The sequence below is a fragment of the Vibrio tetraodonis genome (assembly GCF_003350295.1).
GTDB lineage: Bacteria > Pseudomonadota > Gammaproteobacteria > Enterobacterales > Vibrionaceae > Vibrio > Vibrio tetraodonis.
Map to the genome: position 1 here is coordinate 1 of NZ_QLYY01000023.1, position 25,561 is coordinate 25,561.

Genomic DNA, 25,561 nt, shown 5'->3' on the forward strand with positions numbered 1-25,561 from the left:
ACATTAAGGTGTCGGTACAAACTTCAGATGATACGATTTTTGAAGGGTCAGAAACCTTTAACCTAGACGCTCGAGCGACAGCAACGGTGGGCGGTGAGAGTTTTGATGTCACCGATTCAGGCGCAGGTACGATTACCGATGACCGCGACGGCATGAACAATGCCGACACGCCAACCTTGTCGGTCAGCACAGAGACGGTCGTAGAAGGACAGGCAGCGYTGTTTGATGTGGCTCTGTCGAATGAAGTGGATGGTGACGTTCGTTATGAATTCACGATCGATGTTGATGGACAAAGCGCTGAGTTAGCAGATTTTGCTTCGAACCCATTGAGTGTGACTTATAAGGTGGGAGAGACCAGCTTTAACGCCGCAGCCAATGGTGATGGTTCGTACACCATACCGGGTAATGCCAGTGACATTAAGGTGTCGGTACAAACTTCAGATGATACGATTTTTGAAGGGTCAGAAACCTTTAAYCTAGACGCTCGAGCGACAGCAACGGTGGGCGGTGAGAATTTTGATGTCACCGATTCAGGCGCAGGTACGATTACCGATAATTCAGACCGCCCAGCTGTTTCCATTACAGGAGGGGGAGAGATTGCAGAAGGTGATACGGCGCACTTCACTGTTCTACTCTCAAACACAGCAACCTCTGAGGTTTCCTTTGTACTGACTTTGGAGCAAGGTGATACCTCAGCTCAAGATATCGCTGCTTATCAATACCAAGATACGAACGGAGTATGGCAGGATGTGCCAGTGTCTGGTGAAATTTTAGTGCCTGCCGGCTCTGATTCGGTCAATGTAAGGGTAGTGACGGCGCAGGATACGGCATATGAAGGTGATGAGAGCTTCACTCTCTCCGTAGCGGCAGGGCAAAATACAGTACTAGGAACTTCAACGAGCGCCAGTGCAACGATTCTGGATTTTGCTGATAATCCTCCTCAAGCAGAAGACTTTAGTGTGGCATTGGATGCCAATGGTCACGCAGGTATTTTCTTCGATAGCCATGACGTCGCGCAAGACCATATTTCAGATGATGAAGATGATGCAAGCAACACGCCGGTGGGTGTGGTGATCACTGAGCTCCCTCAATCAGGGCAGCTCTACTACGATAATCAGTTGATTGACGCCAGTGATGTTACGACATTTTCAGCCAACGGGGAGGTCCTTCAGCAAGGCACCGTCTTTAGTGATCCAAACCTTATTCGTTACGAAAATGACAGCGAATCAACAGGATTTGTGCTTGGTGTTAAGCAAACACCAGAAGGCATGGATGGCAATGCAAGCCAAAGCACGTTCCTAAATTGGGGTGAAGCAGTTGAAGGCAACCCAGCTCAGCGGGTGATGCAGTTTGATAATGGCGATGCAATTACTATTACCTCTGCGAGTCAGCCACTTACTCAGTACTTTGCAGGGGCCAGCCATATTGGGTATGGACTCGGTGTTGGTGACGATGGTGGTATACAGCAGGGTGAAACCATCACCATTGACTTGAGTGACCGCCCTTCAACCTCAATTGAAGTTGGTCTAGATGGATTGGGCGGATGGTTTGAAGAAGGCCATCGTAATGAAACGACTGCGGTTGTGCAGGCGGTATTAGACGATGGTTCAGTGATTGACGTCCCGGTGACCAAAGACACGTCGGGCAATACAGATTTGTTCCATGTGGCCACCATTGATGCCCCAGAGGGACGAGAAATTGAGTCTGTTATTGTCACCACTGAGGGGCCGGGTAACTGGGAGCTTCGTTATTTAGAAGCCTCTTCCAGCGATACATTTGACTATCGTGCGGTGGACAGTGATGGCAACCACAGTGATGAGCACACGGTGACGCTCGTTGAAGGAAACACTGCGCCTATCGCAGCCGATGACCCCGTTGCTTTTGATGTTGCATTAGGCACGTTTAACTCAAGTTCTTGGTCACACGATGGGGTGAGTGTTAGTGCGAGTTATCAAGGTCAAGAGAAAACCATCACCGAAGGCGGTGTAAAACGCGGCGTATCTGGTGATGAAAACGGAGGACCAGGGGCTCAGATCCAATATAACCGAGAAGATGGGGAGTCAGAGCAGCTGACCGTTTCATTGGACAAGCCTGCAACAGAATTCAGTTTTGAAATCTCGAACTTGTATAAAAATGAAGGCGGGAGAGAAAATCACGAGCAAGGCAAATGGGTGGCTTATCTTGGCGATAACCCTGTTGCCAGTGGCACCTTCGTGGCGAATGAGAGCAATAACCGAGGCACTTACCATTTTGATGAAGAAGATTTAGGTGGGGTTGCTTTTGATACGGTCGTCTTTGAAGCGCTTGACTTCACCAATACTCCAGCGCGTGGTAGCGACTCCTCAGATTATTTCTTAACTGGTTTTAAAGCGTCGGGAGAGGGCTCTTATGCGGCCAACCAAGGTGAGGTTTTAGAGATCCCGGTAACTGAGTTGCTGGGTAATGATGTTGACCCTAATGGTGACAACATTCGCATTACTCATGTGTCTGATGTGAATAATGCGCAAGCACGCATTGAAAATGGTGTTGTTTATATCGACTTGGAAGACAGCTTTGTCGGTGAAACCAGCTTTGACTATGTGATCACAGACGACAAAGGTGGTTACTCTGAGGCGACGGTATCGGTAGTGGTGAACCCGCTTCCTCAAGATGTGGCGGTGAGTTCGGTGTCGATGCTTGACGAGACGGTGACCGAAGGGGACAACCTTGTTTATCAGGTGAGTTTGGAGGAAGGCGTCCTTCAAGAAACACGATACAGCGTGACGTTTGGTCAACCTGACACAGATACTGCTGACAATGCAGATGTTGATTTGAGTCAAGCGGTGTTTACACATGGCGTTACTTATGATGCGGTTCATCAACAATTAGTAGTGCCTGTCGGTATCAATGCATTCTCTATTGTGATCCCAACCGTGCTGGATGGTGTGTATGAGCATGCTGAAGATTACACCTTGGTTGTTGGAGGAGAAAATGCGTCTGGTGTGATTAATAACGTCGATATCCCTCTCGTGTCGGTCTCGGGAGGAGGCGATGTGAGTGAGGGCTCTGGCGCAGAGTTTACGGTGTCGCTAAGCAAAAATACAGCGCAAGCGGTGACGGTGAACCTATTGGTGTCTCATTCAGAAACGGATGCGTCTGATATCAGTAATATGGATGCGGCCTATCACGATGGGCAAGGCTGGCAGTCTATTTCAATTGCTGATAATGGCGACCTTGTTATACCTGCTGGAGTGACTCAGGTTCGTGTGACAGTGCACACCGCAGATGATAATGCTCAACCTATTTATGAGGGAGCAGAGAGTTTTGCGTTGGTCGTGAGCGGAGTGGAAGGTGCTCAGGGCTTGGATTCCAAAGTATCAACCATCAGCGATGATGGTCGCACAGGGTTAGATGATGACCGCCCAGTCGTAATAAGTGTCAGTGAAGGTACCGTGGCTGAGGGCAGTGATGCCATCTTTAATGTTGCACTTTCAAGTCAAAGTACCTCAGATACATCTATAGCGCTCGAGTTAAAAGAAAGAACAGCATCTTCACCAGAAGACTATAATGGAAGCGCTGTCACAGTATCTTACGGAGATCCTGAACAATCGCAGGTTGTTTCAATTCAGAACGGTTTATTCCAGTTTAACTTGCCAGCAGGTGAGAGCGACTTTTCTGTTTCAGTTCACACGGTTGATGATGAAGTTTCAGAAAATAATGAGACGTTTTTGCTGGCGGCAAGTACTGAACATCAGTCAAACCAGATAAGTGCTAAAGCCACTATTGAAGATAATGAAAAGCCATTAATAGATTTAGACGGTAGCCAATACCAGGTTGAATTTGTCAGTGAAGATGCAGGTTATAGTAATGTCTTCGGTTATTATGTTTACGATCCAGCGTCTGATATTCAGCAGCTGCAAGTTTTGATGTCTGACTCGCATGACACTCGCCAAGATGGTTTTGAACCTGTGCTTGCTTCTCTTGACAGCTTGGACAACGTTGAATACTTCCTTATTGCTGACGGGGCGAGGCTAGTTGATAGTGTATCATCGGACGCAACTTTTGAGGTTAACTCTGATGGTCGATTGATGATCAATGGCAGCATTCAGGACAATGCCAAAGTACTGTTAAGTCATGATGAAGCTTCACTAATGAGGACTACCCTTGATGATAACGGTGATACTATCATTTACTTCGATGATCAAGTAGATCATGCACGTGATGACAATGACTACAATGATCTTATTGTCAAAATCGCCAAGCAAGACACCAATATAGACTTTATCACTGACTTTACAGAAGGTGATGGTCCGATTGCTGTTGCAGATACAGACGCTAACATCTTTGATGATAAAGATACCCTCCATTCTATGCATGTTTCACTAAATCAGCGTCATGAGGGAGACCAGCTTACTTGGTTGCCTATGGCCGGGTTTACAGTTAGCCAAAGCAGTACTGCCTCTGGTCTGAGTCTCCTTATTACGAGTGATGCCCTCGATGGCGCTTCTGCTGCCGAGTTTGAAGCCTTCTTGCAAGGGATTAAATATCAGAATATCAGCGAAAACCCTGATGAAACGGATCGTGAAATAAAGTTTTACGTGACCGATTCTTATGGCCAAAATTCAGATATCGCCACCACTATTATTGCCGTGAGTGAAGTTCCTGATTTGTCTGTACAACAACGTTCTTCGGGCACTGAAGACAGTAATATCGCTCTCAATATTAGCCTTCCTCAAGGCAGTTCAGTTGATAAAATAGTAGTGAGTGAAATACCGCCAGGCGCAGTGTTAACATCGGGCAATAATCCGATTTCTGTATCCAATGGAGAGGCGAAGTTAACATTACAGCAGTTACAACAACTTACCATAACACCACCTAACAACAGTGATGAAAACTTTGTACTTAAGGTACAGGGGTACACCGCCGATAATGAGTTGATTGAAGAGCATGATATCAATGTTCAAGTTGATGCTCAAACCGACGCTCCTACAGTTACTGTATCTGAGCCAGAAGTCATCTCATTGAATACCTTTGATTCCATCGATTTGTCTAATCGTTCGTGGCGTGGTGATGTGACGTCCAGCGAGCTGACCCAGGCAGATGGAGTGTTGGGTACTTGGGGTACTGATAATCCCGGACAGTATAATGAGGTTGGTAAGGAAAGCGTCTATCGAGGTGGTGCTTCAGATGGTGACAACCAATTGTACGAACTAGAAGGACGTCGTGGTGATGATCAACTGTTTACGGAATTCAGTGCAGAGGCGGATCAATTCTACACATTGTCTTTTGATGTTGTCGCTCGCAGAGTAAACGACTCTCCTATGACGGTATTTCTTGAAGATGAAAATGGGACACGCGAAGTCTTATTTGATTACACAGACAAACAGAGTCTAACTTGGCATAAAGAGAATATAAACTTTCAGACGCCGTCGAGCGGCAGTTATAAAATCGTCTTTGAGTCTGAGACGTCTTCAAATAGCTACGGTGCATTGCTAGACGATATTAAACTTGAGAAAGCCAATAATGTAGGGCTCGAGGACAGCTACATCTCATTAAGTGAGATTGCGGTAAGCTTAAACGATACTGATGGGTCAGAAACGCTTTCACTTTTGCTAAATGGCTTACCTGAGGGTTCCATCATTCGTGATGGTAATGGTCACTCTATTCGTGTGCTTGCAACTGAGGATGGAAAAAACAGTGTTGATTTATCAGCGTGGACTGATGATTTAACCGGGCTTGAGGTTTACGTATTGGATGAAGGTGACTATCCACTTGAGTTAATTGCAACAGCGCAAGACAATGCACCTGCAACTTCAGAATCCGTAAGCCAGTTCATTAACCTGCATGTACTACCTGACCCCGTCGGTTATGCAATGAAATCTGGTTCTCATGGACATGATGTTATTGAAGGAAGCGATACTCATGATTTGATTGTCGGGGATGTACAGGGAATTCAGATTATAGCAGGTCAGGATTATAATATTGCTTTTGTCCTCGATACTTCGGGTAGTATGCGAAATAGTGTTGCAACAGCGAAGTCGGAAATTATTGAGGTGTTTGAACAACTATACAATACTGTTAACTCAGGGCCTAACACTGGCAAAGTGAATATGCTTTTAACTGAGTTCGCTACTAGTACGGGAGTGGTCATTTCAGTCGACTTGAATTCACCGAGTGCGCTAACTGATTTCATTTCGCAATTGAGTGACATTGAGGATTCAGGTAGCGGCTACACTAATTATGAAGCCAGCTTTAATGCAACAATCGAATGGTTTGATGCAAATACAAATGAGCAAGCTGAGAACATCACCTATTTTATTACCGATGGCAACCCCAACTATATCCATAAACATAAATTGGATGAAAATCGATTTGACGAAGTGGTTTTAGACTTCGATGCCTCCAATAAGGAGGTCGTCACCTTGGATGATATTTTACCATCCGACTATCAGCTTGGTACTTCGGTGATATATAAAGGACAAGAGCTCGTTTCTGGTTCTGGTGCTGTTAAATCACCATTGACGGGTTCGACCTTGGGTAATCTAACTCACTCAAATGGGCTTAGATATAGTGATAGTAATTCGATCACTATACATACTCACCACATGTATCAAGTTTTGCTACTCATGTCTTCCATTGAAGCTATTGGTATTGGAGATAGTATTAATGCCGCAACCTTGTCTGAGTATGATTCGGATGGGACGGTTGTATCCAATATCAACGTAGATAGATTAGCTGAGACGATTCTTGGTCAGGAAGTTGCTTTAAACCAAGGACAGGATGAGATTATTGGTGGTGATGGCAATGATATCTTATTCGGTGACCTAATCAATTTTGACAGTATTGATGGACAGGGTATTTCTGCTCTCCAGAAGTATGTTTCTGCAGAAACGAGTGATCCCCTAGCCGATGTATCTAGCGAAAACATAAGTAGTTTTGTACGTCAAAACTACAGTAACTTTGATGTTTCACGCCAGAATGATCAAAACGATATTTTGCAGGGTGGTTTGGGCGATGACATCTTGTATGGTCAAGGTGGTGATGACACTCTAGATGGTGGCGCTGGAGATGACATCCTTCTCGGTGGCCAAGGTGATGATATATTAATTGGTGGGCAGGGTGATGACATATTAACGGGTGGATCTGGCCAAGACCAGTTTGTTTGGAAAGGAAGCGATATTGATGGAGGTAAAGATGTCATCACTGATTTCCACGTTTCCGAAGACAAAATTAACGTTTCAGATTTGTTGGTAGGAAGTGAAACTATAGATGATCTTCTTTCTGATATATCTGCCAATGTTGACAACAATGATATTGAGCTAGTCATTCAACGAGATAGTGGCCAGCACCAGTCAATCAAATTGGAAAATGTGGTAGATCAATTCAGTGGACTTGATCTAAGCTCGGGTAGTGTGACAGGTACCGACTTGACTAGTTTACTAAGTGAACTCATGATGACACACGAATAAAAAAAGGCCGAAAGGCCTTTTTTAATACTCGTGATTTGTCCTGCTTCCAGCATAATATACATGCATGGCTTCTCAATGTAGACGAATGGTAGATACAGCTCTACAGTTTACTAATAAACACAAACCTCTATTAGTTTATGGTCGCTATGAAATCATTACTGAGATTATCACTTGCCTTGGTCTTGCTACCTTTTCCTGTTAGCTCTGTTGAATTGGATGAACTTCGTTTTCTTACGGAAGAATACCCGCCTTATAATTACACTCAAGATGGACAAAAAAAGGGTATCTCGATTGATTTGCTCATTGCTGCAGCAAAATCGCAGGGCGTCGATCTGACATTGGATGATATTGAAGTTCAGCCATGGGCAAGAGCTTATCGCACAACATTAATAAAACCCGATGCAGTTTTATTCGCAACTACCCGTACACGGCTTCGTGAGCATTTGTTTAAATGGGTAGGACCACTAAGCAGTACACGGATTGTTGCGTTGGCCAAGAAATCGCGCGGTATCAAAGTTAAAGCTGCATTAGATTTCGTCCAATACAGAATTGGTGTAATACGTGATGATGTAGGTGAACAGTTGATGTTAGAGCTCGGGGTCCCTCGAGATGGTATGTATGAAGCATCTCTACCAGAAAATATTGCCGATCAACTCGCCAAAGACCGTATTGACATATGGGCATATGAAGAAAATGTAGCAAAATGGTGGTTAAAGAAAAAAGGTTATAATACTGATGATTATGAGCCTGTGTTTGTGTTAAGTGATGGTGAATTATACTACGCGTTCAATAAAGAAGTAGATGATAAACTAGTTGAAAAACTGCAGCTTGGTATAGATGCAGTCAAAGATAAGAAAAATGAGTCAGGACAGTCTCAATACCAGGAGATCGTAGCTAAATACAAATAGCTGAATAAGATAATTTTCTCCATAAGGAAGGGTACATGCATCAGTTAGTAATCGTATTATTCATATTCTGCCAGTCCGTAGTTGCACAAGAAAAGATGACACTCACATTACCTTCTCAGCAAGATGGCGGCCACAAGTTCTATCATGACCTTTTACATACTGCCTTAACTGATGCCGGTTACAATGTCACAATTAATACGCCTATGGAACACATACCACAAAAACGCGCAGTGAAGATGGTTGAAGCCGGGCAGCTTTCTTTGACTTGGTTAATCGGTACGGAGCAGCGCAATCAAAAATACATACCAGTCAGAGTCCCCTTAACGAATGGAATGATAGGTAAACGAATTCTACTTATCCCGCCTGAACTTCAAAACGAGTTCGATACGATTAATAACCTAAAAGACCTTCAGCAGTCTAAAATGGTGGCAGGACTTGGTATGAACTGGTATGACATAGATGTGTGGAAAATGAATCAATTGCCTGTTCATGTCGAAGATGGAGAGTGGAGAACACTATACTCGAAAATAAGTTCTGATGGTGAGGTCAATTATTTTCCTAGGGGAATGACTGAAATTGTTGATGAAGCCGAGCAAAATAACCATCTTGCTATCGAACAACGCTTGATGCTTGTCTATGATAAAGACTTCTATTTTTACCTTTCTGAATCAGCCGCTGGCTATCAAACTGTTATCGAAAAGGCGTTGCAGCAGGCCAAAGCAAGCGGTCTAATGGGAAAGCTTATTGAAAAGCATTGGCAGCGCACTTACGAACGAATAACCCCAGACCAAAGGGTTGTTATAAATCTCAGTTTACCCAAAGCTAGCTCTCACAAATAGTGTTGAATTGCCCTAAAAAACTGACTTATCTACTAAGTTAGCGTATAAACTCAAAAGTGTATCATACTGTTTCCCATCAGTTGGAGAGTGTATAACAGATTATGGAAAGTGTTTTTGTCGTTGTTGGTTTACTGGTGTTATTCTTTTTTTTCGTTCAAAAGCGTTATGCGAAGCAAGATGAGCTAAAAGACAGTCACTATAAGAAGAAAGGCGCTTTGTTAAATATGAAAGAAATGGCGTTTTACAATGCTTTATTAAGCGCTGTGGGACAACACGGTATTATTATGTCTAAGGTCAACATGACCAGTGTGATTGCCCCATTGGAAACCAACAAAAAGAAATGGTTCATTGCCAATAATCGTATCTCCAAAAGTTATTTCGATTATGTTGTATGCGACCCGAGAACCTTACAGGTTCGAGTTGCGATAGAGCTCGATGATGGCCGAGAACTTGATAAGGGAAAAGTCGAACGTCAAAAGCTCCTTATGCATGTGTGTAAATCTTCTGGTATTCCTCTTATTGGTACTTCAGTTAAACATAGCTATCAGGTGAGTCGTTTGAGACGGTTACTCGCGACACACATTGACTTGATTGAATCTGAGAAAGAAGTGCGCTTCTGTAAGCGTTGTGGTAGTCCTATGGTCATCAAGACAGCAACACAAGGTGATTTTCAGGGCCGCCGCTTTTTTACTTGCAGTAGACAGCCCCAATGTACGTATACAGAAAATTACAATGTCATTTTTGACGAAGAAGATGATATCGCTTAGCTCAGAGCACTCAAGACAGTCTCCTTATGTTCGTGACATACCATTACCTGATTACGCCCGTTTTTCTTCGCTTTATATAGTTCTTTGTCGGCGTTTCTGAGCACACTATCCAGGTCGTTAAAAAGATCGCATTGATAAATACCAATACTTGCTGTTTGGAATATTGGTTGCTCGTGCGTATTAAATGTATGGTTTTCTATGGCGATTCGAATTTCCTCTGCTTTACTTACGGCATTCTTAATCGTAGTGTTATGAAGTGCAATACAAAACTCCTCGCCACCGATTCTATATACTAGGTGCTCATCACATAAACCGTCAATCAGAGCGGCCGTTTGCACCAATACTTTATCTCCCACATCATGGCCATATTTATCATTGATTTGCTTAAAGTAATCGAGATCTAATACTAACAGTGATAACGGTAGCTTTTTGCTCTCCTGTCGATAGCGCTCAAAATTATGAATTAGAGCATGTCTGTTATACACACTTGTTAAGGCATCACGAGAAGCCAATTGACCCAGCGAGGCTTCGGAGGTTTTTCTTTTAACCTCTAGCACGTGGCTGGCCAACCAAACACTTAAGTAAGCAGTAACGAAATTAAGTGGAAGCTCCCAAATTATGTTGCCCTCACTAAGGATGCATTTGTCGATTATTAGACAGAATTGAGCTACGAAACCAACCATAGTCGCTATCATACCGTATCTCTTACCTAATATGAGATATGAGAGCACAGGGTAAAGGAAGCTCCAGACTAAGACACCATTATCTATTGAATAAATATAAGTATTAAAGGAAATTAAGCTCATAAAAGAATAGATATAGCCATTAGATAGCAAGAGTGACGTATTGCCTCGATAGCTATGAAAGGCGACATAGCATGAGAAACTGCAAAAAAATGCCTGTGCAGATGCGACTTGAGGGTAATCATCAAAAAAACCATTGACTATTACACCTATCAGACAGAGGGAGCCAAGTAAAGCACTGAGCCAGAACAAGACTGCGCGACGCAAGTGCCTAGAGGGGTTGAAGATATCTAGCTCCATTAGATCAGCCTTGTATGAATATATGTTTATATGAATATCGAATAATAGTATGCTTTTCACATGGGGGATCAAGCACTATCTTGAACTAGGATCACACAATAGTAACTACTTAGGGTTTGTTAGGAACTAACTGAAAACTATATGAAAATAAGATGTTGAAGTATAAGGCTTTATTTACTTTTTCAGAAAGACTAGTATTTCAGATATTCGTTATAAAATTGTCTTATATTGGAATTTGGTTCACGTAAATAATTAATTCTGAAGTATTATCTTTAATTTCGCTTATCGATGAAAATCAGTGGTAAAATTCTGGCAATGTTATGGAAAGTAAACACGGAGCCCTCAGTGGAAAAAGTGGCGATTTTTGTCGATGTTCAGAATATTTACTACACAACAAGAGATAAGTACCAGTCGAATTTTGATTATAATCAGTTTTGGTACATAGCGACGCAAGGTCGACATGTGTTAGAGGCGAATGCTTATGCCATATCGTCCCAAGATCCAAAGCAAAGGCAATTTCACCATATTCTGCGTGGAATAGGCTTCAACGTTAAACTTAAGCCTTATATTCAAAGGCGAGACGGCAGTTCTAAAGGAGACTGGGATGTCGGTATTGCACTTGATGTTTATGAAATAGCAAGCACCGTAGATAGAATAATACTGCTATCCGGTGATGGTGACTTTGAAATTTTAGTGCAACGAGTACAACAAAGATTTGGTACTAAGGTGGATGTGTTTGCAGTTCCAGGGCTTTGTGCGCAATCCCTTATCGATGCATGTGATAGCTACATTGCAATCGACAATGACCTGTTACTCTAGGGAATCTAAAGGTTGATCGGGAGTGTTGTTTTCACAAGGTTCCGTTGCTTGTGTATCTAGTGTAGCTCGTTCCGCTTTTGACACATAGCGAGGCTTATTAGTTTTATGCAACTTTGCATTTTTCTTTTTATGCTTCGCTTTTAATATTTGATTAATTTTTTTCTTTCGATTCATAACTTCCCCTTGGTCAATTGTATAGTAACAAAAATCGTAATGCTGTTCACTTCATTAAAAACCGAAAGTGGTATAGCCAAAATCGTCTAGTGACGCACAGCGGCATTTGTCTGTATTATCATCAAGATCCCTCGCTCTAATTGAATGCTGTTCAAAATGTAGAGTCATGGTACATTATTTATACAGTATTTTGTTGAGGTTTACGCTACTATTAGGTCATTTCATAATAAGAACTCTGGTTGAGTAGTAGATGAGCCCTTTACAATCTTTATTTATTGTTGAAGATGACGCAAAACTGCGCTTAATGCTTGCAGAATATTTCATCAAACATGATTTTGATGTGAAAATATTTGAGGATGGTACCAGTGCAATCGAGGCGATTGTTGAACATCAACCTGCGATCTTATTACTTGATCTTATGTTGCCCGGAACCGACGGGTTGACCATTTGCAGGCAAATAAGGTCAAAGTACATGGGTAAAGTACTGATGTTGACCGCAAGTGATGATGATTTTGACCATGTTGCGGCATTAGAAATAGGTGCTGATGACTTTGTAAGTAAACCAGTTAAACCAAGGGTATTGTTGGCCAGAGTAAGGATGCTGATGAGACGCGGAGAAGCTGTAGATGTCTCTTCTGACAGCGGCTCAAATAGTGCAAATCTCCTGTGTTATGGACAACTGACCTTAAACAGACCTCGCAAAATTTGTCTGTTGAATAATCAGCAAGTCACACTGTCAGACAGTGACTTTGACTTGCTTTGGATCTTGGCAAGTTCGCCCGACCAAGTCCTATCGAGAGACGTGCTAACCAAAGCGCTCAGAGGTATTGAATATGATGGTTTAGATCGCACTATTGATAATAAGATTGTTACCTTAAGAAAGAAACTAGGTGATAGTTCAGCTACGCCGAAACGAATCATTACAGTTAGAGGGAAAGGCTACTTGTTTGTCCCCGATAGCTGGTAAGTAAAAAGTGAGTATGTATGCGAAGAATTTATATAGAAGCATTCGCTGGTTTGTTATTGCTTTTTACTTTGAGTCTAATGGCATATGAATTTATCGTTTATCAGATTAATACTGATTACGACTATGTTTTGGAGGATCTGGAGGGTGCAGCATTTAGAGAAGTGCTGATGTCTATCTCTGAGAGCCAGGGAGAAAAGGAGGCATTGAATGTTCTGCGAGATTTTATTAATCAAACCGCTAAAACCCTGACCGTTTATCCAATATCCAAAGCGCCTATTGAGGTAAAAAACTACTTTAGTGGTGATAGAACTCACTTATTTACGTTTTATGATGATGAACGTGAATTTTGGTTTATGCTTTCATCCCCAGATGTTATCTATCGCGTAAAACCAGATGTGGAGTCGAGTCTTCGTAAAGCTATCGCATTTGACGATGACTTGCTTTGGGGGTTTATTTTAGCCGGTTTTTTCATATATACGTCCGTATTCATTTGGTTCCTTAGTCGAAGAGTAAGAGTGCTTGAAGAGGCAACGGTCAAGTTTGCACAAGGTAATTTCAATTCTCGAGCCCCCACGGGAAGCCGTTATCGGGTCGGTTCCTTGAATGACAGCTTTAATTACATGGCAGATAAGATTTCGGACCTTATTACCAGTAATCGGTCTTTGACAAACTCTATTGCTCATGATTTAAGAACGCCTATTTTTCGAATTCAATGGCAAGCTGAGATGCTACAGGATGAAAGCTTGACTCGAGTTCAGCATGAAAAAATTGCCAGTATTATAGAAGATACTGAAGAAATGGAGCAAATGGTGGATGAGTTACTGTACTTCGCTAAAGTGGAGAGACCAGACTCGATTCTTAATATTGAACCGATAGCGTTACGGAGATACATTGAGGATCTTATTAATAAGCTTCCTAATAATTATCGTGACCTGGTTGTATTGGACGTTCCAGAAACTATGATAATTGATGCTGATAGCGCACTCGCTAAGCGGCTTATCAACAATCTTCTATCAAATGCGTTGCGCTATGTAGATCAGGAGATTCGCTTATCTGCTAATCAGGACGAGGGTGCGGTATTCATTATCATAGAAGACGATGGACCAGGCATTCCAATAGAGCAGTGGAGTGTTATTTTTAAACCCTTTTATAGTGCAGACCCTTCAAGAAACAAATCAAATACCGGCTTTGGCCTTGGTCTTGCGATCGTTAAATTGATTATCGACCGGCATGGCGGGAACATTCGGGTAGGCGCTAGTTCACTGGGTGGGGCTAAATTTACTATACGCATTCCTCGTTTGTCGCACTTGACTGACAATCTGTGACAATTGCCTGACAAATTCATCATATTTACAATCCTAATAGTTTTGTACAGTGTTCATTATGAGTTAACACGAGGACAAAATGATGAAAAAGCTCACTCTAATAATCACAGCGATAACAATGGCAAATGCTGCCTATGCGGGCGATTCGTATATTCGTAATGGTAACATTTACAATAAAGAAAACAGCTGGGTTGCTGAGCTTGGTGCAGCGGGTATGACCGACCTATATACAGGTCAAAAGCATAATGTAGCTCCACTTGCTAACTTCGGTTATCAAGGAGAAGATCTTAACGTTACACTTCAGAGTATTAACTACCGTTTTTTTGGGAATACGGGAGATGTTGTTAACCTGAGTGGGTATTTGGGTACATCAGGTCTTATGTACGACAAAGATACTTCAGACTTTCTAAAAGGTATGGATAAACGCCATCTAAGTTTAGACCTTGGTATCAATGCTGACTTCCACTTATCTCAAGGCACTATCTCAACTTATTATCAGCATGATGTTGTAGACACGTACGACGGTTACCTAACTGGAGTAAAGTATTTCTTGCCTTTAACCATCGGTAAAGCCGACTTTGTTCCATTTGCAGGTGTTTCATATCAGAGCAAAGAATATGTTGATTACTATTTTGGTGTGCAAGACAAGGAAGCAACCCAAAAGCGTAAAGCATACACAGGTAAAGGTGATGTCTCGTATGACGTAGGTTATAAAGTTATTGTGCCAATCAGCGACAACTGGCAGTTGACTCAAACTACGACCTACACACGCCTAGGTGATGAAATTGCAGATTCGCCTATTGTTGATAGCGCTAATCAGTGGCTTGTTGGAGCGACGGTCTCTTATAGTTTCTAATTTTCATTTCTTAGCTTTAAGCCTGACCATCCGGTCAGGCTTCTTGCGTTGCGTGAGTTTAATAGAATTTTATGTTTCTGAATTACATATATTTTATCCAGTCTTTGCCTAAAGTGGCACAGAGCGTTTATCCAGACATTAAAGGCATTAAAAAGCTACGTTACAATGCTCGTTTTTGTATCTGGTCAATGCTGAAGCCTTCAGTTTTGCGCACGATGCAGACATTGTTTGACCAACCCAAGTTTCAACCCATAAAAGAGCATCACCCTAGAATTTTTGAGAAACCCCTAAAGCCATATGTCTGTTTAAACTGGCGTCCACGCCAAAGGGCGGTGAAGATCCATGAGCACTTTCAAGCTTTGTATCAGATGTATGGTTCCAATATCACTTGCTTTTATACTGGCGATGGCTGGAGGCTAATGGATATCCTCGATTGTTCTTTGTTCTTATGCTCAGGACCTGAAAGAGAAGGTTCTCTGGCCTTAAAATTAGTTGATCCAATTGGTCGTGACCTATTTACTTTAGCGTTCAATATATCAACCACCCCAAAGCGAGAGATTTATATTGGTGCTTTGCAAGGACCTAGTGAACAGATTACCGATCGCGGAGAAGTGATAAAGTCGTTGACTCGAGGAATGCATGGCTTGAGACCAAAAGCCTTGATGTTAGAAGTTTTGCTTATCCTTGCCAAAGAATGGAGGATTGACACTCTCTATGGTATTACCAATAAAGGTCATGTCTATCAGGCGCTTAGATATACAGGCTCAAAGCGATCTAGCATCAGCTATCAATACGGTGAGCTATGGAGCGAGTACGGAGGAAAGCAAGTATCAAAATATATGTATGATATTCCGCTAAACCCTATTCGTAAGGATCCCAGCACATTGAATAAGAATAAGCGCCGGCTGTATACCAAACGATACGCTTGGTTAGATAAGGTCAAAGAAGAGGTGTGCTGCCAGTTATCCGGAATACAGGCCATTCATATCAATAGTGAATGTTAGTTTTAAAAGTATTTTTTATTTTTATATTTTTCGAAAACTTTACATAGTTTTCACTTAATATTGAACCAGCATGTTACTGTCATTGAAGTTATGCTCAAAATGTTGTTCGAGGTGTGAGCTTTATGCAGGTTGAAACTAGGTCTGGCCTTAAGGTCATTGCAATTGTAGAGGCGCTAAAAGGCGTCATTTCATTTGCCGTTGTCTTAGGAATATATGCTTTCCCGAGCAAAGATTTGCGTCAATTAGCCGAGCTTCTTGTTCAGCATTTTCACCTTAATCCTGTTCACCCAATCTCTGAAATGCTCATTGACCTCTCGAGGAGAGTTCCCCAATTAAATATGAGCTTGTTGATGATGATTGCTGTTCTATACACTGTGGTTCGATGGATTGAGGCTTATGGCTTATGGAATGAGTTTCGTTGGACTGAGTGGTTAGCCTTGATCAGTTGTGCTATCTACATACCCTTTGAAATCTATGCTGCAATTAATCATCCAAGTAAGGTTAGCATCACACTGCTCATAATAAACTTGGGGATCATTGCTTATATAGCAAGGACACTTTATAGTAAGCCCGAGTCTAATTTTGCTGCACAAAATTAATTTGTGCTCAATGTCATATTTATGTTGTAAAACCCATATAAAATGCAGTAAATAGTGTAATGAAGAGTATAAAGCTGTAAACCTGAATGCACGATGACTGGCTTCACAGTCAAAAACAGTTAGAGTTTTATTAGCAGGATTTACGCCTGTATGTACAGTACAAGGCAGACAACGTCAGGAGAAGTCTCATGAGTAAATATTGTCCGAACTGTGGGATAGAGATGATTGATAAAAATCAGGTCTCTATATGTCCGAGAAATGATATTGGAGAGTGTTCTTATGATGGGTATCGAGATGCCGTAGCTCAAAACAATGACGATTATTCGCTTGTTGAGTTTGAACGCAACGAGGATTTAAAAGTCGCTAATGCAGATGCAGGGGCTTAATAGAGTTTATAGTCTATACGTTGTGTCTAGACGGTTCAATTTTAAACGACATACCGCTAAAGGTTAAACTTTACCTAATCTAAGAAATTAAAGAGTGCAATTACGGCACTCTTTTACTTTTTATGCTATTGCTTAAATGTCAATATCTTCATCTAAGTATTAAATGTCGACAATAATGATTTCTTTAGTTACACCAAAATTTTAACAGAACTATCTACAGTGACATGAATTAATTATACGTCGGTAAATATATTTCAACCCAAAGCTATATCATTTCATCATTATTCTATAATTGAAAAAACATAACGTTAGGCTTGGCTATAATGGATAAACCAACTAATTTTCTTGTTATTGTGATATTTGGCGTCTTATTGAATGTAGTTACGGGTAAAGCCCTAAGTAACGAGTCGTCTGCTGATACTTATCACAAAACATGGCCAAAACTAAATAGTGAAATAAAGCAAGATCCATACATTGAACTTAGGATCAAAGACATTGTTTCAAAGATGACTTTGGGAGAAAAAGTCGGTCAGATGATAATGCCCGAGCTAAAACAGATAACTCCCGAAGAAGCCCAATACTACAAAATAGGTTCAATCCTCAATGGTGGAGGTAGTTGGCCAAACAATAATAAGTATGCTTCATCTATGGATTGGGTTGAGCTTGCAGACAAGTATTGGCTTGCGTTAGATAAAGCATATTCTGGACGAGGTTTTAGAATTCCATTCATGTGGGCCACTGACGCGGTTCATGGTCATAATAATGTCTATGGGGCTACTATTTTTCCTCATAATATTGGCTTAGGTGCCGCTAATAATCCGGACCTATTGCATAAAATTGGTGAAGTTACTGCATTAGAAGTTGCCGCTACAGGAATAGACATCACCTTTGCACCCACGGTAGCTATACCACGAGATTATCGATGGGGACGCGTTTATGAAGGTTATTCTGAGAGTTCAGATATTACCTTTGATTATAGTGCGGCAATTGTGAGAGGGCTCCAAGGTGATGCAAGTGGATTGCGCTCTCACAAGAAAGTATTAGCCACTGTCAAACATTGGATTGGAGATGGCGGAACATATCAAGGCAAAGATAGAGGAAACAATAAATACAGTGAGGATTACCTGAGAAATATTGATGCTCAAGGTTATTATGCTGCTCTGAACGCTGGCGCTCAGCTTGTAATGACGTCATTTAACTCATGGCAAAGCGAAGATCCTGAAGATGTTAATCTTTTAAATAATAATACGTTCGGTAAGATTCATGGAAGTCGATATTTGATTCAAGAAGTGCTCAAGGGAAAGATGGGGTTCGATGGAATTGTTGTAACGGACTGGAATGGACATGGAGAAATTCCAGGTTGTACAGCCTCAAATTGTCCCAAAGCAGTGAATGCTGGAAACGATTTGTTTATGGTAACGGATAACAAAGATTGGAAAGGGTTTTATCGAAATGTTATCGCTCAGGTGCAGAATGGTGTCATAACCGAAGAACGAATCAATGACGCCGTAACGCGAATCTTGAGGGTAAAAATGCGAGCTGGCTTATGGGAGAAACCAAGGCCACTATATCGCGAGCTTGCCGGAGAGCAACTGATACTGGGTATGGACTCGAACCGTCGCCTCGCTCGTCGAGCAGTCAGAGAATCCTTAGTGTTACTTAAGAACAGCCAGAGTCTTCTTCCACTTAAAGTCGAAAATCAACCATATTTAGTTGTAGGCAGCGCTGCCAATGACATGAGAAAGCAGACGGGAGGTTGGACTCTTTCTTGGCAAGGGAAAGATAATAAGAGAGAGGACTTTGCTTATGGAGATACGGTTCTTGAAGCTTTTTACAAGCAAGTTGGTACCAAGTCTGTTTTTACGTCCATTGACCAAGCTCCCTTAGATTCAATTGCTGTAGTAGTTATTGGTGAAGATCCATATGCAGAAATGCACGGTGATATTAAGTCTCATCAGACACTGGCTTATTCTGAACAAGGTTCTCAACAATTTGACGATTTTAAACTGATTTCTAAATTGAAAAGTCAGGGCTTCAAAGTATTGACTATTTTGCTTTCTGGCCGGCCAATGTACATTAATCCAGAACTTGATTTATCTGATGCCTTCGTTGCCGCATGGCTCCCTGGAACCGAAGCTAGAGGGATAACTGATGTTTTATTTTCCAATCAAGGCTATGACTTTACAGGAAGACTTGCATTTTCTTGGCCAAATAAAAAATGTGCGACAGCAATTAATAAACCTAGCGAAATAATCCCAGACTATATCCCTCCAAAGTTTGAGGCTCCATACACTGACTCGAACGTATTGTTTAGTTATGGCTACGGCTTGAACTACTCAAATGGCTCTAAGATTAATGATTTAACCCTTGCTATGGATTCTAGAGATTGGGGATGTGGTCAGAGTCAAGTTACTACCATTCCAACAGAAGCAATGGAGCTCTTTAGTCGAAACTCGACACATATCTTTATCCCCAAAATGAGTGGGAAAATGACTAATTGGAAGGAACATCTACTATCGACAGAAAGGGTAACACAAATAGGGAGCGCCGAGTCTAGCCCGTTAAACTATAAACACCAACATGATGCCTTGACTATTAAATTTGGCAATACGTTCCCCATGCAGTTTTATATCCAGACTCCAGATAAAAAAGGGATTGATATGAGAGATTACCTCGCTGCAAAATCAAAGCTCGAGTTTGATATCTCAATTCGTAGCGCTATCCCTTCATCTTTAAAACTGGCCTCACATTGTGTCTACCCATGTGGTGCTATAGCTCCAATTTCAGAGTTCCTTGAACAAGTGAGTAATGGTGATAAAGGAGAATGGCTAACGATCCGCATACCCTTAGAGTGTTTTGCGAATCAAGGAGTCAATTTTTCTGATGTCAACACACCATTGCTGATCTATGCCGATGAAGCTTTCAGCTTCGATATTGGTGAAATAAGATATGTTCCCCATCAGGAAAGTGAAGATGATTTAAACACTATGAGTTGTGACCTGTTTGAGTCTACTTAGGGTGATAATATTGGCTTGAAGCCATTAGCTTTATACCATAAAGCCACTAAAATCATAGAATTAGTATTGATATTGTAAGATGAGTTAGCACCATTATTGGCATAGGTTCCGGTGGGTATACTCCTATGGTTTAGACTATCTTCAAGGACTTTATTAAATAGTTGCTGACTAAAACTGTCGTTAAAAAGAGCACTAAACCCGAAAGCTACCTTATTACTGAAAGTTTGAGGGTTTTCAATTGGTTTACCGCTTGGGCTTACGCTCGTCCATGGCTTACCGTAATAAAAAATATTATTATATGCAAACCAAGGATTTTTGCTCATCGCATCTTCTGCATAACTGGTTAAAACCCCATTCTGTTGCCATTTATCTTTATGTAGTCGATAAAATTGCTTTAATTGACTCCATGTCGGGTCTTCACCATATTCTAAGCCCGCTAGGACATATGGGTCACTGGTTAGGAAGGGTACATTGCGAATATCAATGGCAATCTCCGATCCATCTACTTCGACATACGATATATATTTTTTTAAATCAGGCAGTGGAACGGAGTGATTAAACAAAGTGAACCCATAAGCTGCGTATTGCAGGTATCCATTTCTCCCCTCCTGACGATAGTACTCACGTCCTTTGTACAGTTTTGTGCCAAAAAGGGTTCCATTGTTGATTGCTAAAGAAAGGTCCCACTTACTCGTTATTTTAAAAACATCATCCGCGAGGTCAGGATGCTGTTGAATGAGTATTTTGAACCAGATAAGCAATCGACCAATATCTAGTGCTGACCACCCATTGCCGTTTGATGGGGTATCGCTGAGTTTGCCAGTAGGTTGCCCTGTTTTGGTACTGTACTCACGATTTGGGAGCTTACCGTCATACAAAGGTATTTCAAGTAATGTGGAGAGCATTTTTTGCAGTTCATAAAGGGCCTGTCGAGATGTTTTCAACCCTAGAGCTTCAGACGCGAGAACTGAAGCTATACCGCTGGCTAGATCCCACATAGTTGTATGACTATAACCTTGTACAGAATCCCAGAACCCCGTTTCCACGCGACGATTACGCGCGAAATAGTAATTAGCTTTCTTGGCGATCAAAAGCTCATTTCGAGAAAGAGTATATTGTTCGACTTGTTGAGATGAATTGACGGCATTCTTATTGTGAATGTTTTCTGGTATTTCTTGTGTTTCTGGCTTTACTGCTGGGGCAATATATCGCCTGTAGAACCACGTCTGCTCCTCAGTTCTTTCTGCAGGTATGCCGACGCTTCTTTGACCATAGAAACTTGTTTCTTCCTGCGCATACAGCATAGAGGTCATGAGTATGCACGAAGAGCAATAGAGTAAGCGACAATATTTCTGCAATCGATATGAGTGAGTCAAAAGTTAAAATATAAAGGTTTGAATTCTGTAATTTAATGATAATACATGTTTATTTATCTAAAAGGGCACAAGCCACAAAGTTAGATTATTGTGTACTCTTTATTGTTAATAATAAATATGTAATTTGTGATAAGATTAACTCTATAACAACAAAAAAACTGGCTAGGCCCGAAGGCGTTTATTAAGTATAACTAGGGTTAGGAAGTGTAAGCTATGCCAGCGTTGTTCAACTCTATAACAAATTTGGAACCCAAAAGCCGAGAAGACAGTATTTCTTCATATCGACTTGATAGCCTGTTAGATTCGTGTGCAGACACTTACCAATTAAGCCAAGCTGACATGCAAAAGATCCGATATTACTTGTTGTCCCATCAGCTAAAGCTTGAATGTTTTGGCGAGCCCGAGGATGCTAATGCGGTTATAGTATTTTCATTTGGTGCTAGTGAGTGTGTGAATAAAGTCTTAGCTGCTGTTGTTGATGACATTGTTTATCATCAACCCAAAGTTAACGTTTTTGCGCAGCAAGAAATTTCATCGCATCTGGGTCATATTAGGCATACTCCAATAATAAGCTCCGATTATCAGAGTACTGAAGATGTAGCCAGGTATGCATCTAATAGCCAATGCTTAGATAAAGTAATGATTGTTGCTCAAGCATGGCATGCTGACCGATGCGTAACAGTATGCCAGGCTCTTAATATCGACGTTGTTGGGCTGAGGGTTGTGGACTACTTTCCTGAAAATGACCCTCAGAAATGGGTGAGAAGTCCGATAAATTGGATTATCAAAGAGAGTTTTAGAGAGGAAGCAACTGGTTTTGAAATCAGTAAAAGGTTTGATTTTACATAGATCTGTCCTGCTAGTTTTGCCACTACACTCCTTCGCCCAATTCATCTATTAATTATCAGTCTAACCAGAAAAAGTTGTCTATACTCAGATATATAACGTTATAAATATAAACTGGCTGGGTATGAAAAAAATAAAAACGGGACCGTTTTCTGCGGTCAAGGCTGATGTGTGTGCTGCACTTTACTTCAGTTTAGGTATCAACCTACTCGTATTAGCAATCCCTCTATACAGCTTACAGCTTTTTGATCGAGTTATGAGTAGTGCGAGTATTAATACTCTGATTGCTTTGCTTTCAATTACTTTGTTTTTAGTGACGTCCCAATCATTGTTGGAGTATATCAGGACTCAATTACTACAACGTTCTGCGTTAAAGCTGGATGATTGTTTGAGTGGCGATCTGCTGTCATGCAGTATCAGTGACTCGTGTAAGACCAATCGGGTTGAAAAGCAGCCTCTACAAGACTTAACAACAATACGCAATTTTTTAGTATCTCCATCCACCTCCTCAATTTTAGACCTACCATTTACACCATTTTTCTTGATGCTTTTGTTTTTGCTTCATCCATACATTGGTATGGTGGCTCTAGCGGGAGTTTTGGTTTTTTCGTTATTAACTTTGTCTATGATATTAGGCGGTAGGAAAGTGAGCGTTGAGGCTCAAGATGATATGTTTCGAGTGGCCACGGAATTAAACGATTACTTAAGGAATGCCCCAACGTTAAAAGCTATGGGAATGAGTGAAGATATTGGAGAACTCTGGAAGGGGAAAAACAATCGAGTACTTAAGCTGCAGTGGTTAGCTAATTCTAGAGTGGGGATGTTATTAGCCGTTAGTCGGTATTTTAGGTCGCTGCTACAGATTATCGTACTCACGCTCGGTGTCTATTTGGCATTGCATCAGGATATAGGAATTGGTGCCGTGATTGCCAGCTCAATTTTAATTGGTCGAGTTGTCAGTCCGTTTGAAAGCTCTGTCAGTGGCTGGAAGACTTGGTATGGTGCTTATCAATCTTGGGTAAGGCTTAATGCGTTGAGTATCAAAGATCAAGGTGCGGAAAACACCTTGCTTCCTGAGCCTAAAGGAGATATCGAATTTAGTAATGTTTCTTTGCAATTTGACGGTTGTAAGGCACCAGCTCTTCAATCTATCAATTTTAAACTCGGAGCGGGTAATGCTCTCGCCATAATGGGCAATTCAGGCTCAGGGAAGTCCAGCATAGTATCTCTACTGATGGGGATATATCCACCTACAGCTGGAGAAATAAAAATCGATGGCGCCAAGGTGAAAAAGTGGGACCAAAAACAGTTTGGACGCTACATAGGATACTTACCACAGCATGTCGGACTGTTAGCTGGCACCATAAAACAAAATATATCAAGATTTTCTAACGCAAAAGACGAGGATGTAGTCGCTGCTGCAAAACTTGCCTGTATACATGAACTTATCATGGGGTTACCTAATGGATATGAAACATATATTGGCGAAGGTGGCGTTTTGTTATCTGGTGGACAAAAGCAGCGTATTGGTCTTGCCAGAGCAATTTATTCGGAACCAAGAGTTTTGGTGTTGGATGAACCCAATTCAAACTTAGATCCTGAGGGTGAAACAGCACTCGCTATCGTTTTACAACACTGCAAGGAACGTAAAATCACTGTGGTAATGATATCGCATCGTCCCGGTTTTTTGCGGCAAATGGACTGGGTGATGAGTCTTAAAGACGGTCGTGTTGCCAAAGCTGGTACCTGTGATCAGTTCTTAGGCTTGGAATCTGATCAACATAGCCGTTCCTCTGAACCTTCTCGTTCCAATCGCTATTCAGAGGAGGGTGTCGTATGAATGTTAATTTTAGTACCAGATACTTGATTATTACCGGTGTTTGTCTCATGACCATAACCATCGGGGGATTTTTGCTTTGGTCGATGACAATGGAATTGAGCTCTGCTTCGGTTGCTCAAGGTCATTTGGTTGTTGAAAGCAAAAGAAAGCAGATCCAGCACCTGAAGGGAGGGTGGGTTAAAAGAGTATTTGTAAAGGATGGAGATAAGGTTGAAGTTGGGCAGTTACTTATAGAATTATCGGATGCTAAATCTGAGTCTGACTACAGGCGCTATCTTTATCGTAGTCATTCATTAATGGCTCAAAAAGTAAGGCTTAATGCATTGTTAAATGGTGATGATCTCGTTTGGCCTAAAACATTTAGTGAAGAGGAGCACGATGGAGATTACTTAATTATTGCGCCAATTCTAGCCAGTGAACGCCTTCAGTATCAGCAAGGTAAAATGCGACATCAGATCATAGATTCACTTTTCGAACAAAAGTCGGCACTTTTTCGCGAGAAGATAACAGGTAGTCAGTTTCAAAAAAAAGCCATTACTTCGCAAAGAGACCTAATTGATCAAGAGATCAATATGACTACAGGTTTGGTTAAGAAGGGTTATGTTTCCAAAACTAGGATGTTGGAGCTCAAGCGCCACTATGCTCGTATTGATGCAGAACTGGCTGAGGTCAATATTGCTATAGAGGTTGCGAAACGGGAATTGGAAACACTGAATAAAACATATCAGAGTCAACTTCTTGATCTAAAGAGGGATTATTCTACTCAGTTAAAAGCACTTGACGATGAAATACGAGATGTTGAACAAATTATGAGTAGTGTTCGTGATGTACGAGAGAGAATTCAAATTCGTAGCGAGTTTGCTGGTCGGGTTGTGGGGTTGAATATTTCAAGCGTTGGTGGTGTCGTTAAAGCTGGTCAAGTGCTCATGGAAATTGTCCCAGAAAGCGATGCATTAATTGTTGAGGCGGTTGTTTCTCCCAAAGATATCGACATTGTGCGGTCAGGGCAAAAAGCTCGGGTGCGTTTAACGGCATATAGTACGAGAGAAGTACCACCTGTTCTTGGCGAAGTAATCAATGTATCTGCTGATAGAATTACTCACGGTGGCCAGTCAGATGATGCTGATAAAGGTTACTTGGTTAAAGTGCGTTTTGATGCTGATGATTTAGTGCAACTACAGCAATCTCAAGATATAGAACTTTACCCTGGAATGCTAGCTGATGTTCTTATACTAGTTGAAGAGAGAACCCTTTGGGATTATCTGGTTGATCCGCTTATGTCTGGGATGGACAAAGCAATGAGGGAATCATAATGAGCGATTCTATGTTGTTTTGGCTCTCTTTTTA

General features: G+C 41.5%; 18 protein-coding genes. 15 read left to right on the forward strand and 3 right to left on the reverse strand.

The window, feature by feature from the left end; genetic code table 11:
• Positions 1-8 precede the first annotated feature (8 nt).
• The 4 genes from DPF90_RS17145 (at position 9) to DPF90_RS17160 (ending at position 9,962) form a co-directional block, all read left to right on the forward strand.
• Positions 9-7,448, forward strand: a complete 7,440-nt coding sequence (locus DPF90_RS17145) for a Calx-beta domain-containing protein (RefSeq protein WP_205395202.1) — start codon at positions 9-11, stop codon at positions 7,446-7,448.
• A 146-nt stretch (positions 7,449-7,594) separates the two neighbouring features.
• Complete coding sequence (locus DPF90_RS17150; protein WP_114787548.1) at positions 7,595-8,356, forward strand: substrate-binding periplasmic protein; 762 nt, start codon at positions 7,595-7,597, stop codon at positions 8,354-8,356.
• 35 nt (positions 8,357-8,391) lie between these two features.
• Positions 8,392-9,195 carry a hypothetical protein gene (locus DPF90_RS17155; protein WP_114787549.1) on the forward strand — a complete coding sequence of 268 codons (804 nt, stop codon included), beginning with the start codon at positions 8,392-8,394 and terminating at the stop codon, positions 9,193-9,195.
• 101 nt (positions 9,196-9,296) lie between these two features.
• Positions 9,297-9,962, forward strand: a complete 666-nt coding sequence (locus DPF90_RS17160) for a DUF2726 domain-containing protein (RefSeq protein ID WP_114787550.1) — start codon at positions 9,297-9,299, stop codon at positions 9,960-9,962.
• On the opposite strand, the gene DPF90_RS17165 is transcribed toward DPF90_RS17160, so the two are convergent.
• A complete protein-coding gene (locus DPF90_RS17165; RefSeq protein ID WP_114787551.1) occupies positions 9,959-11,005 on the reverse strand; it encodes a GGDEF domain-containing protein in 1,047 nt (348 codons plus the stop codon). The genes DPF90_RS17160 and DPF90_RS17165 overlap by 4 nt on opposite strands.
• A gap of 345 nt (positions 11,006-11,350) precedes the next feature.
• Here DPF90_RS17165 and DPF90_RS17170 point away from each other — a divergent pair, with 345 nt between their 5' ends.
• On the forward strand, positions 11,351-11,824 hold the full coding sequence (locus tag DPF90_RS17170; RefSeq protein WP_114787629.1) for a LabA-like NYN domain-containing protein: 474 nt from the start codon (positions 11,351-11,353) through the stop codon (positions 11,822-11,824).
• Here DPF90_RS17170 and DPF90_RS17175 read toward each other — a convergent pair.
• Positions 11,816-11,998, reverse strand: a complete 183-nt coding sequence (locus tag DPF90_RS17175; protein WP_114787552.1) for a DUF2986 domain-containing protein — start codon at positions 11,996-11,998, stop codon at positions 11,816-11,818. The genes DPF90_RS17170 and DPF90_RS17175 overlap by 9 nt on opposite strands.
• A 250-nt stretch (positions 11,999-12,248) precedes the next feature.
• On the opposite strand from DPF90_RS17175, the gene DPF90_RS17180 reads away from it, so the two are divergent.
• The 7 genes from DPF90_RS17180 (at position 12,249) to DPF90_RS17210 (ending at position 20,152) form a co-directional block, all read left to right on the forward strand.
• Entirely contained in the window at positions 12,249-12,965 is a 717-nt protein-coding gene (locus tag DPF90_RS17180; RefSeq protein ID WP_114787553.1) for a response regulator, read from the forward strand.
• Positions 12,966-12,982: 17 nt separating this feature from the next.
• Positions 12,983-14,290 (forward strand): ATP-binding protein, encoded by a 1,308-nt coding sequence (locus tag DPF90_RS17185; protein WP_114787554.1) that lies wholly within the window; start codon positions 12,983-12,985, stop codon positions 14,288-14,290.
• Positions 14,291-14,372: 82 nt separating this feature from the next.
• Entirely contained in the window at positions 14,373-15,146 is a 774-nt protein-coding gene (gene ompV / locus DPF90_RS17190; protein ID WP_114787555.1) for an outer membrane protein OmpV, read from the forward strand.
• Positions 15,147-15,217: 71 nt separating this feature from the next.
• Positions 15,218-16,150, forward strand: a complete 933-nt coding sequence (locus DPF90_RS17195; RefSeq protein WP_114787556.1) for a VirK/YbjX family protein — start codon at positions 15,218-15,220, stop codon at positions 16,148-16,150.
• 122 nt (positions 16,151-16,272) lie between these two features.
• On the forward strand, positions 16,273-16,749 hold the full coding sequence (locus DPF90_RS17200; RefSeq protein WP_114787557.1) for a DUF2127 domain-containing protein: 477 nt from the start codon (positions 16,273-16,275) through the stop codon (positions 16,747-16,749).
• 188 nt (positions 16,750-16,937) lie between these two features.
• On the forward strand, positions 16,938-17,135 hold the full coding sequence (locus tag DPF90_RS17205; RefSeq protein WP_114787558.1) for a hypothetical protein: 198 nt from the start codon (positions 16,938-16,940) through the stop codon (positions 17,133-17,135).
• Between the two features lie 323 nt (positions 17,136-17,458).
• Positions 17,459-20,152, forward strand: coding sequence for a glycoside hydrolase family 3 protein (locus tag DPF90_RS17210; RefSeq protein WP_114787559.1), 2,694 nt, complete (start codon positions 17,459-17,461; stop codon positions 20,150-20,152).
• Here DPF90_RS17210 and DPF90_RS17215 read toward each other — a convergent pair.
• A complete protein-coding gene (locus DPF90_RS17215) occupies positions 20,149-21,465 on the reverse strand; it encodes a DUF3131 domain-containing protein (RefSeq protein WP_114787560.1) in 1,317 nt (438 codons plus the stop codon). The two genes, DPF90_RS17210 and DPF90_RS17215, sit on opposite strands and share 4 nt — an antisense overlap.
• Before the next feature lie 276 nt (positions 21,466-21,741).
• Between DPF90_RS17215 and DPF90_RS17220 the strand changes: the two genes are divergently transcribed.
• The 3 genes from DPF90_RS17220 (at position 21,742) to DPF90_RS17230 (ending at position 25,527) form a co-directional block, all read left to right on the forward strand.
• Positions 21,742-22,377, forward strand: a complete 636-nt coding sequence (locus DPF90_RS17220; protein ID WP_114787561.1) for a hypothetical protein — start codon at positions 21,742-21,744, stop codon at positions 22,375-22,377.
• A 121-nt stretch (positions 22,378-22,498) separates the two neighbouring features.
• Positions 22,499-24,214, forward strand: a complete 1,716-nt coding sequence (locus DPF90_RS17225; protein WP_114787562.1) for a type I secretion system permease/ATPase — start codon at positions 22,499-22,501, stop codon at positions 24,212-24,214.
• The gene (locus DPF90_RS17230) at positions 24,211-25,527 is read left to right on the forward strand and encodes an HlyD family type I secretion periplasmic adaptor subunit (protein ID WP_114787563.1); all 1,317 of its coding nucleotides are present in this window, start codon (positions 24,211-24,213) and stop codon (positions 25,525-25,527) included. The genes DPF90_RS17225 and DPF90_RS17230 overlap by 4 nt, the downstream gene beginning before the upstream one ends.
• Positions 25,528-25,561 lie beyond the last annotated feature (34 nt).

Excerpts from the sequence above, each read along its gene's own strand:
- DPF90_RS17180 (WP_114787553.1), top strand. The coding sequence starts at position 12,249 with ATGAGCCCTTTACAATCTTTATTTATTGTTGAAGATGACGCAAAACTG.
- DPF90_RS17200 (WP_114787557.1), top strand. The coding sequence starts at position 16,273 with ATGCAGGTTGAAACTAGGTCTGGCCTTAAGGTCATTGCAATTGTAGAG.
- DPF90_RS17150 (WP_114787548.1), top strand. The coding sequence starts at position 7,595 with ATGAAATCATTACTGAGATTATCACTTGCCTTGGTCTTGCTACCTTTT.
- DPF90_RS17220 (WP_114787561.1), top strand. The coding sequence starts at position 21,742 with ATGCCAGCGTTGTTCAACTCTATAACAAATTTGGAACCCAAAAGCCGA.
- DPF90_RS17205 (WP_114787558.1), top strand. The coding sequence starts at position 16,938 with ATGAGTAAATATTGTCCGAACTGTGGGATAGAGATGATTGATAAAAAT.
- DPF90_RS17175 (WP_114787552.1), bottom strand. The coding sequence starts at position 11,998 with ATGAATCGAAAGAAAAAAATTAATCAAATATTAAAAGCGAAGCATAAA.
- DPF90_RS17160 (WP_114787550.1), top strand. The coding sequence starts at position 9,297 with ATGGAAAGTGTTTTTGTCGTTGTTGGTTTACTGGTGTTATTCTTTTTT.
- ompV (WP_114787555.1), top strand. The coding sequence starts at position 14,373 with ATGAAAAAGCTCACTCTAATAATCACAGCGATAACAATGGCAAATGCT.
- DPF90_RS17230 (WP_114787563.1), top strand. The coding sequence starts at position 24,211 with ATGAATGTTAATTTTAGTACCAGATACTTGATTATTACCGGTGTTTGT.
- DPF90_RS17215 (WP_114787560.1), bottom strand. The coding sequence starts at position 21,465 with ATGACCTCTATGCTGTATGCGCAGGAAGAAACAAGTTTCTATGGTCAA.
- DPF90_RS17165 (WP_114787551.1), bottom strand. The coding sequence starts at position 11,005 with ATGGAGCTAGATATCTTCAACCCCTCTAGGCACTTGCGTCGCGCAGTC.
- DPF90_RS17225 (WP_114787562.1), top strand. The coding sequence starts at position 22,499 with ATGAAAAAAATAAAAACGGGACCGTTTTCTGCGGTCAAGGCTGATGTG.
- DPF90_RS17155 (WP_114787549.1), top strand. The coding sequence starts at position 8,392 with ATGCATCAGTTAGTAATCGTATTATTCATATTCTGCCAGTCCGTAGTT.
- DPF90_RS17185 (WP_114787554.1), top strand. The coding sequence starts at position 12,983 with ATGCGAAGAATTTATATAGAAGCATTCGCTGGTTTGTTATTGCTTTTT.
- DPF90_RS17195 (WP_114787556.1), top strand. The coding sequence starts at position 15,218 with ATGTTTCTGAATTACATATATTTTATCCAGTCTTTGCCTAAAGTGGCA.
- DPF90_RS17210 (WP_114787559.1), top strand. The coding sequence starts at position 17,459 with ATGGATAAACCAACTAATTTTCTTGTTATTGTGATATTTGGCGTCTTA.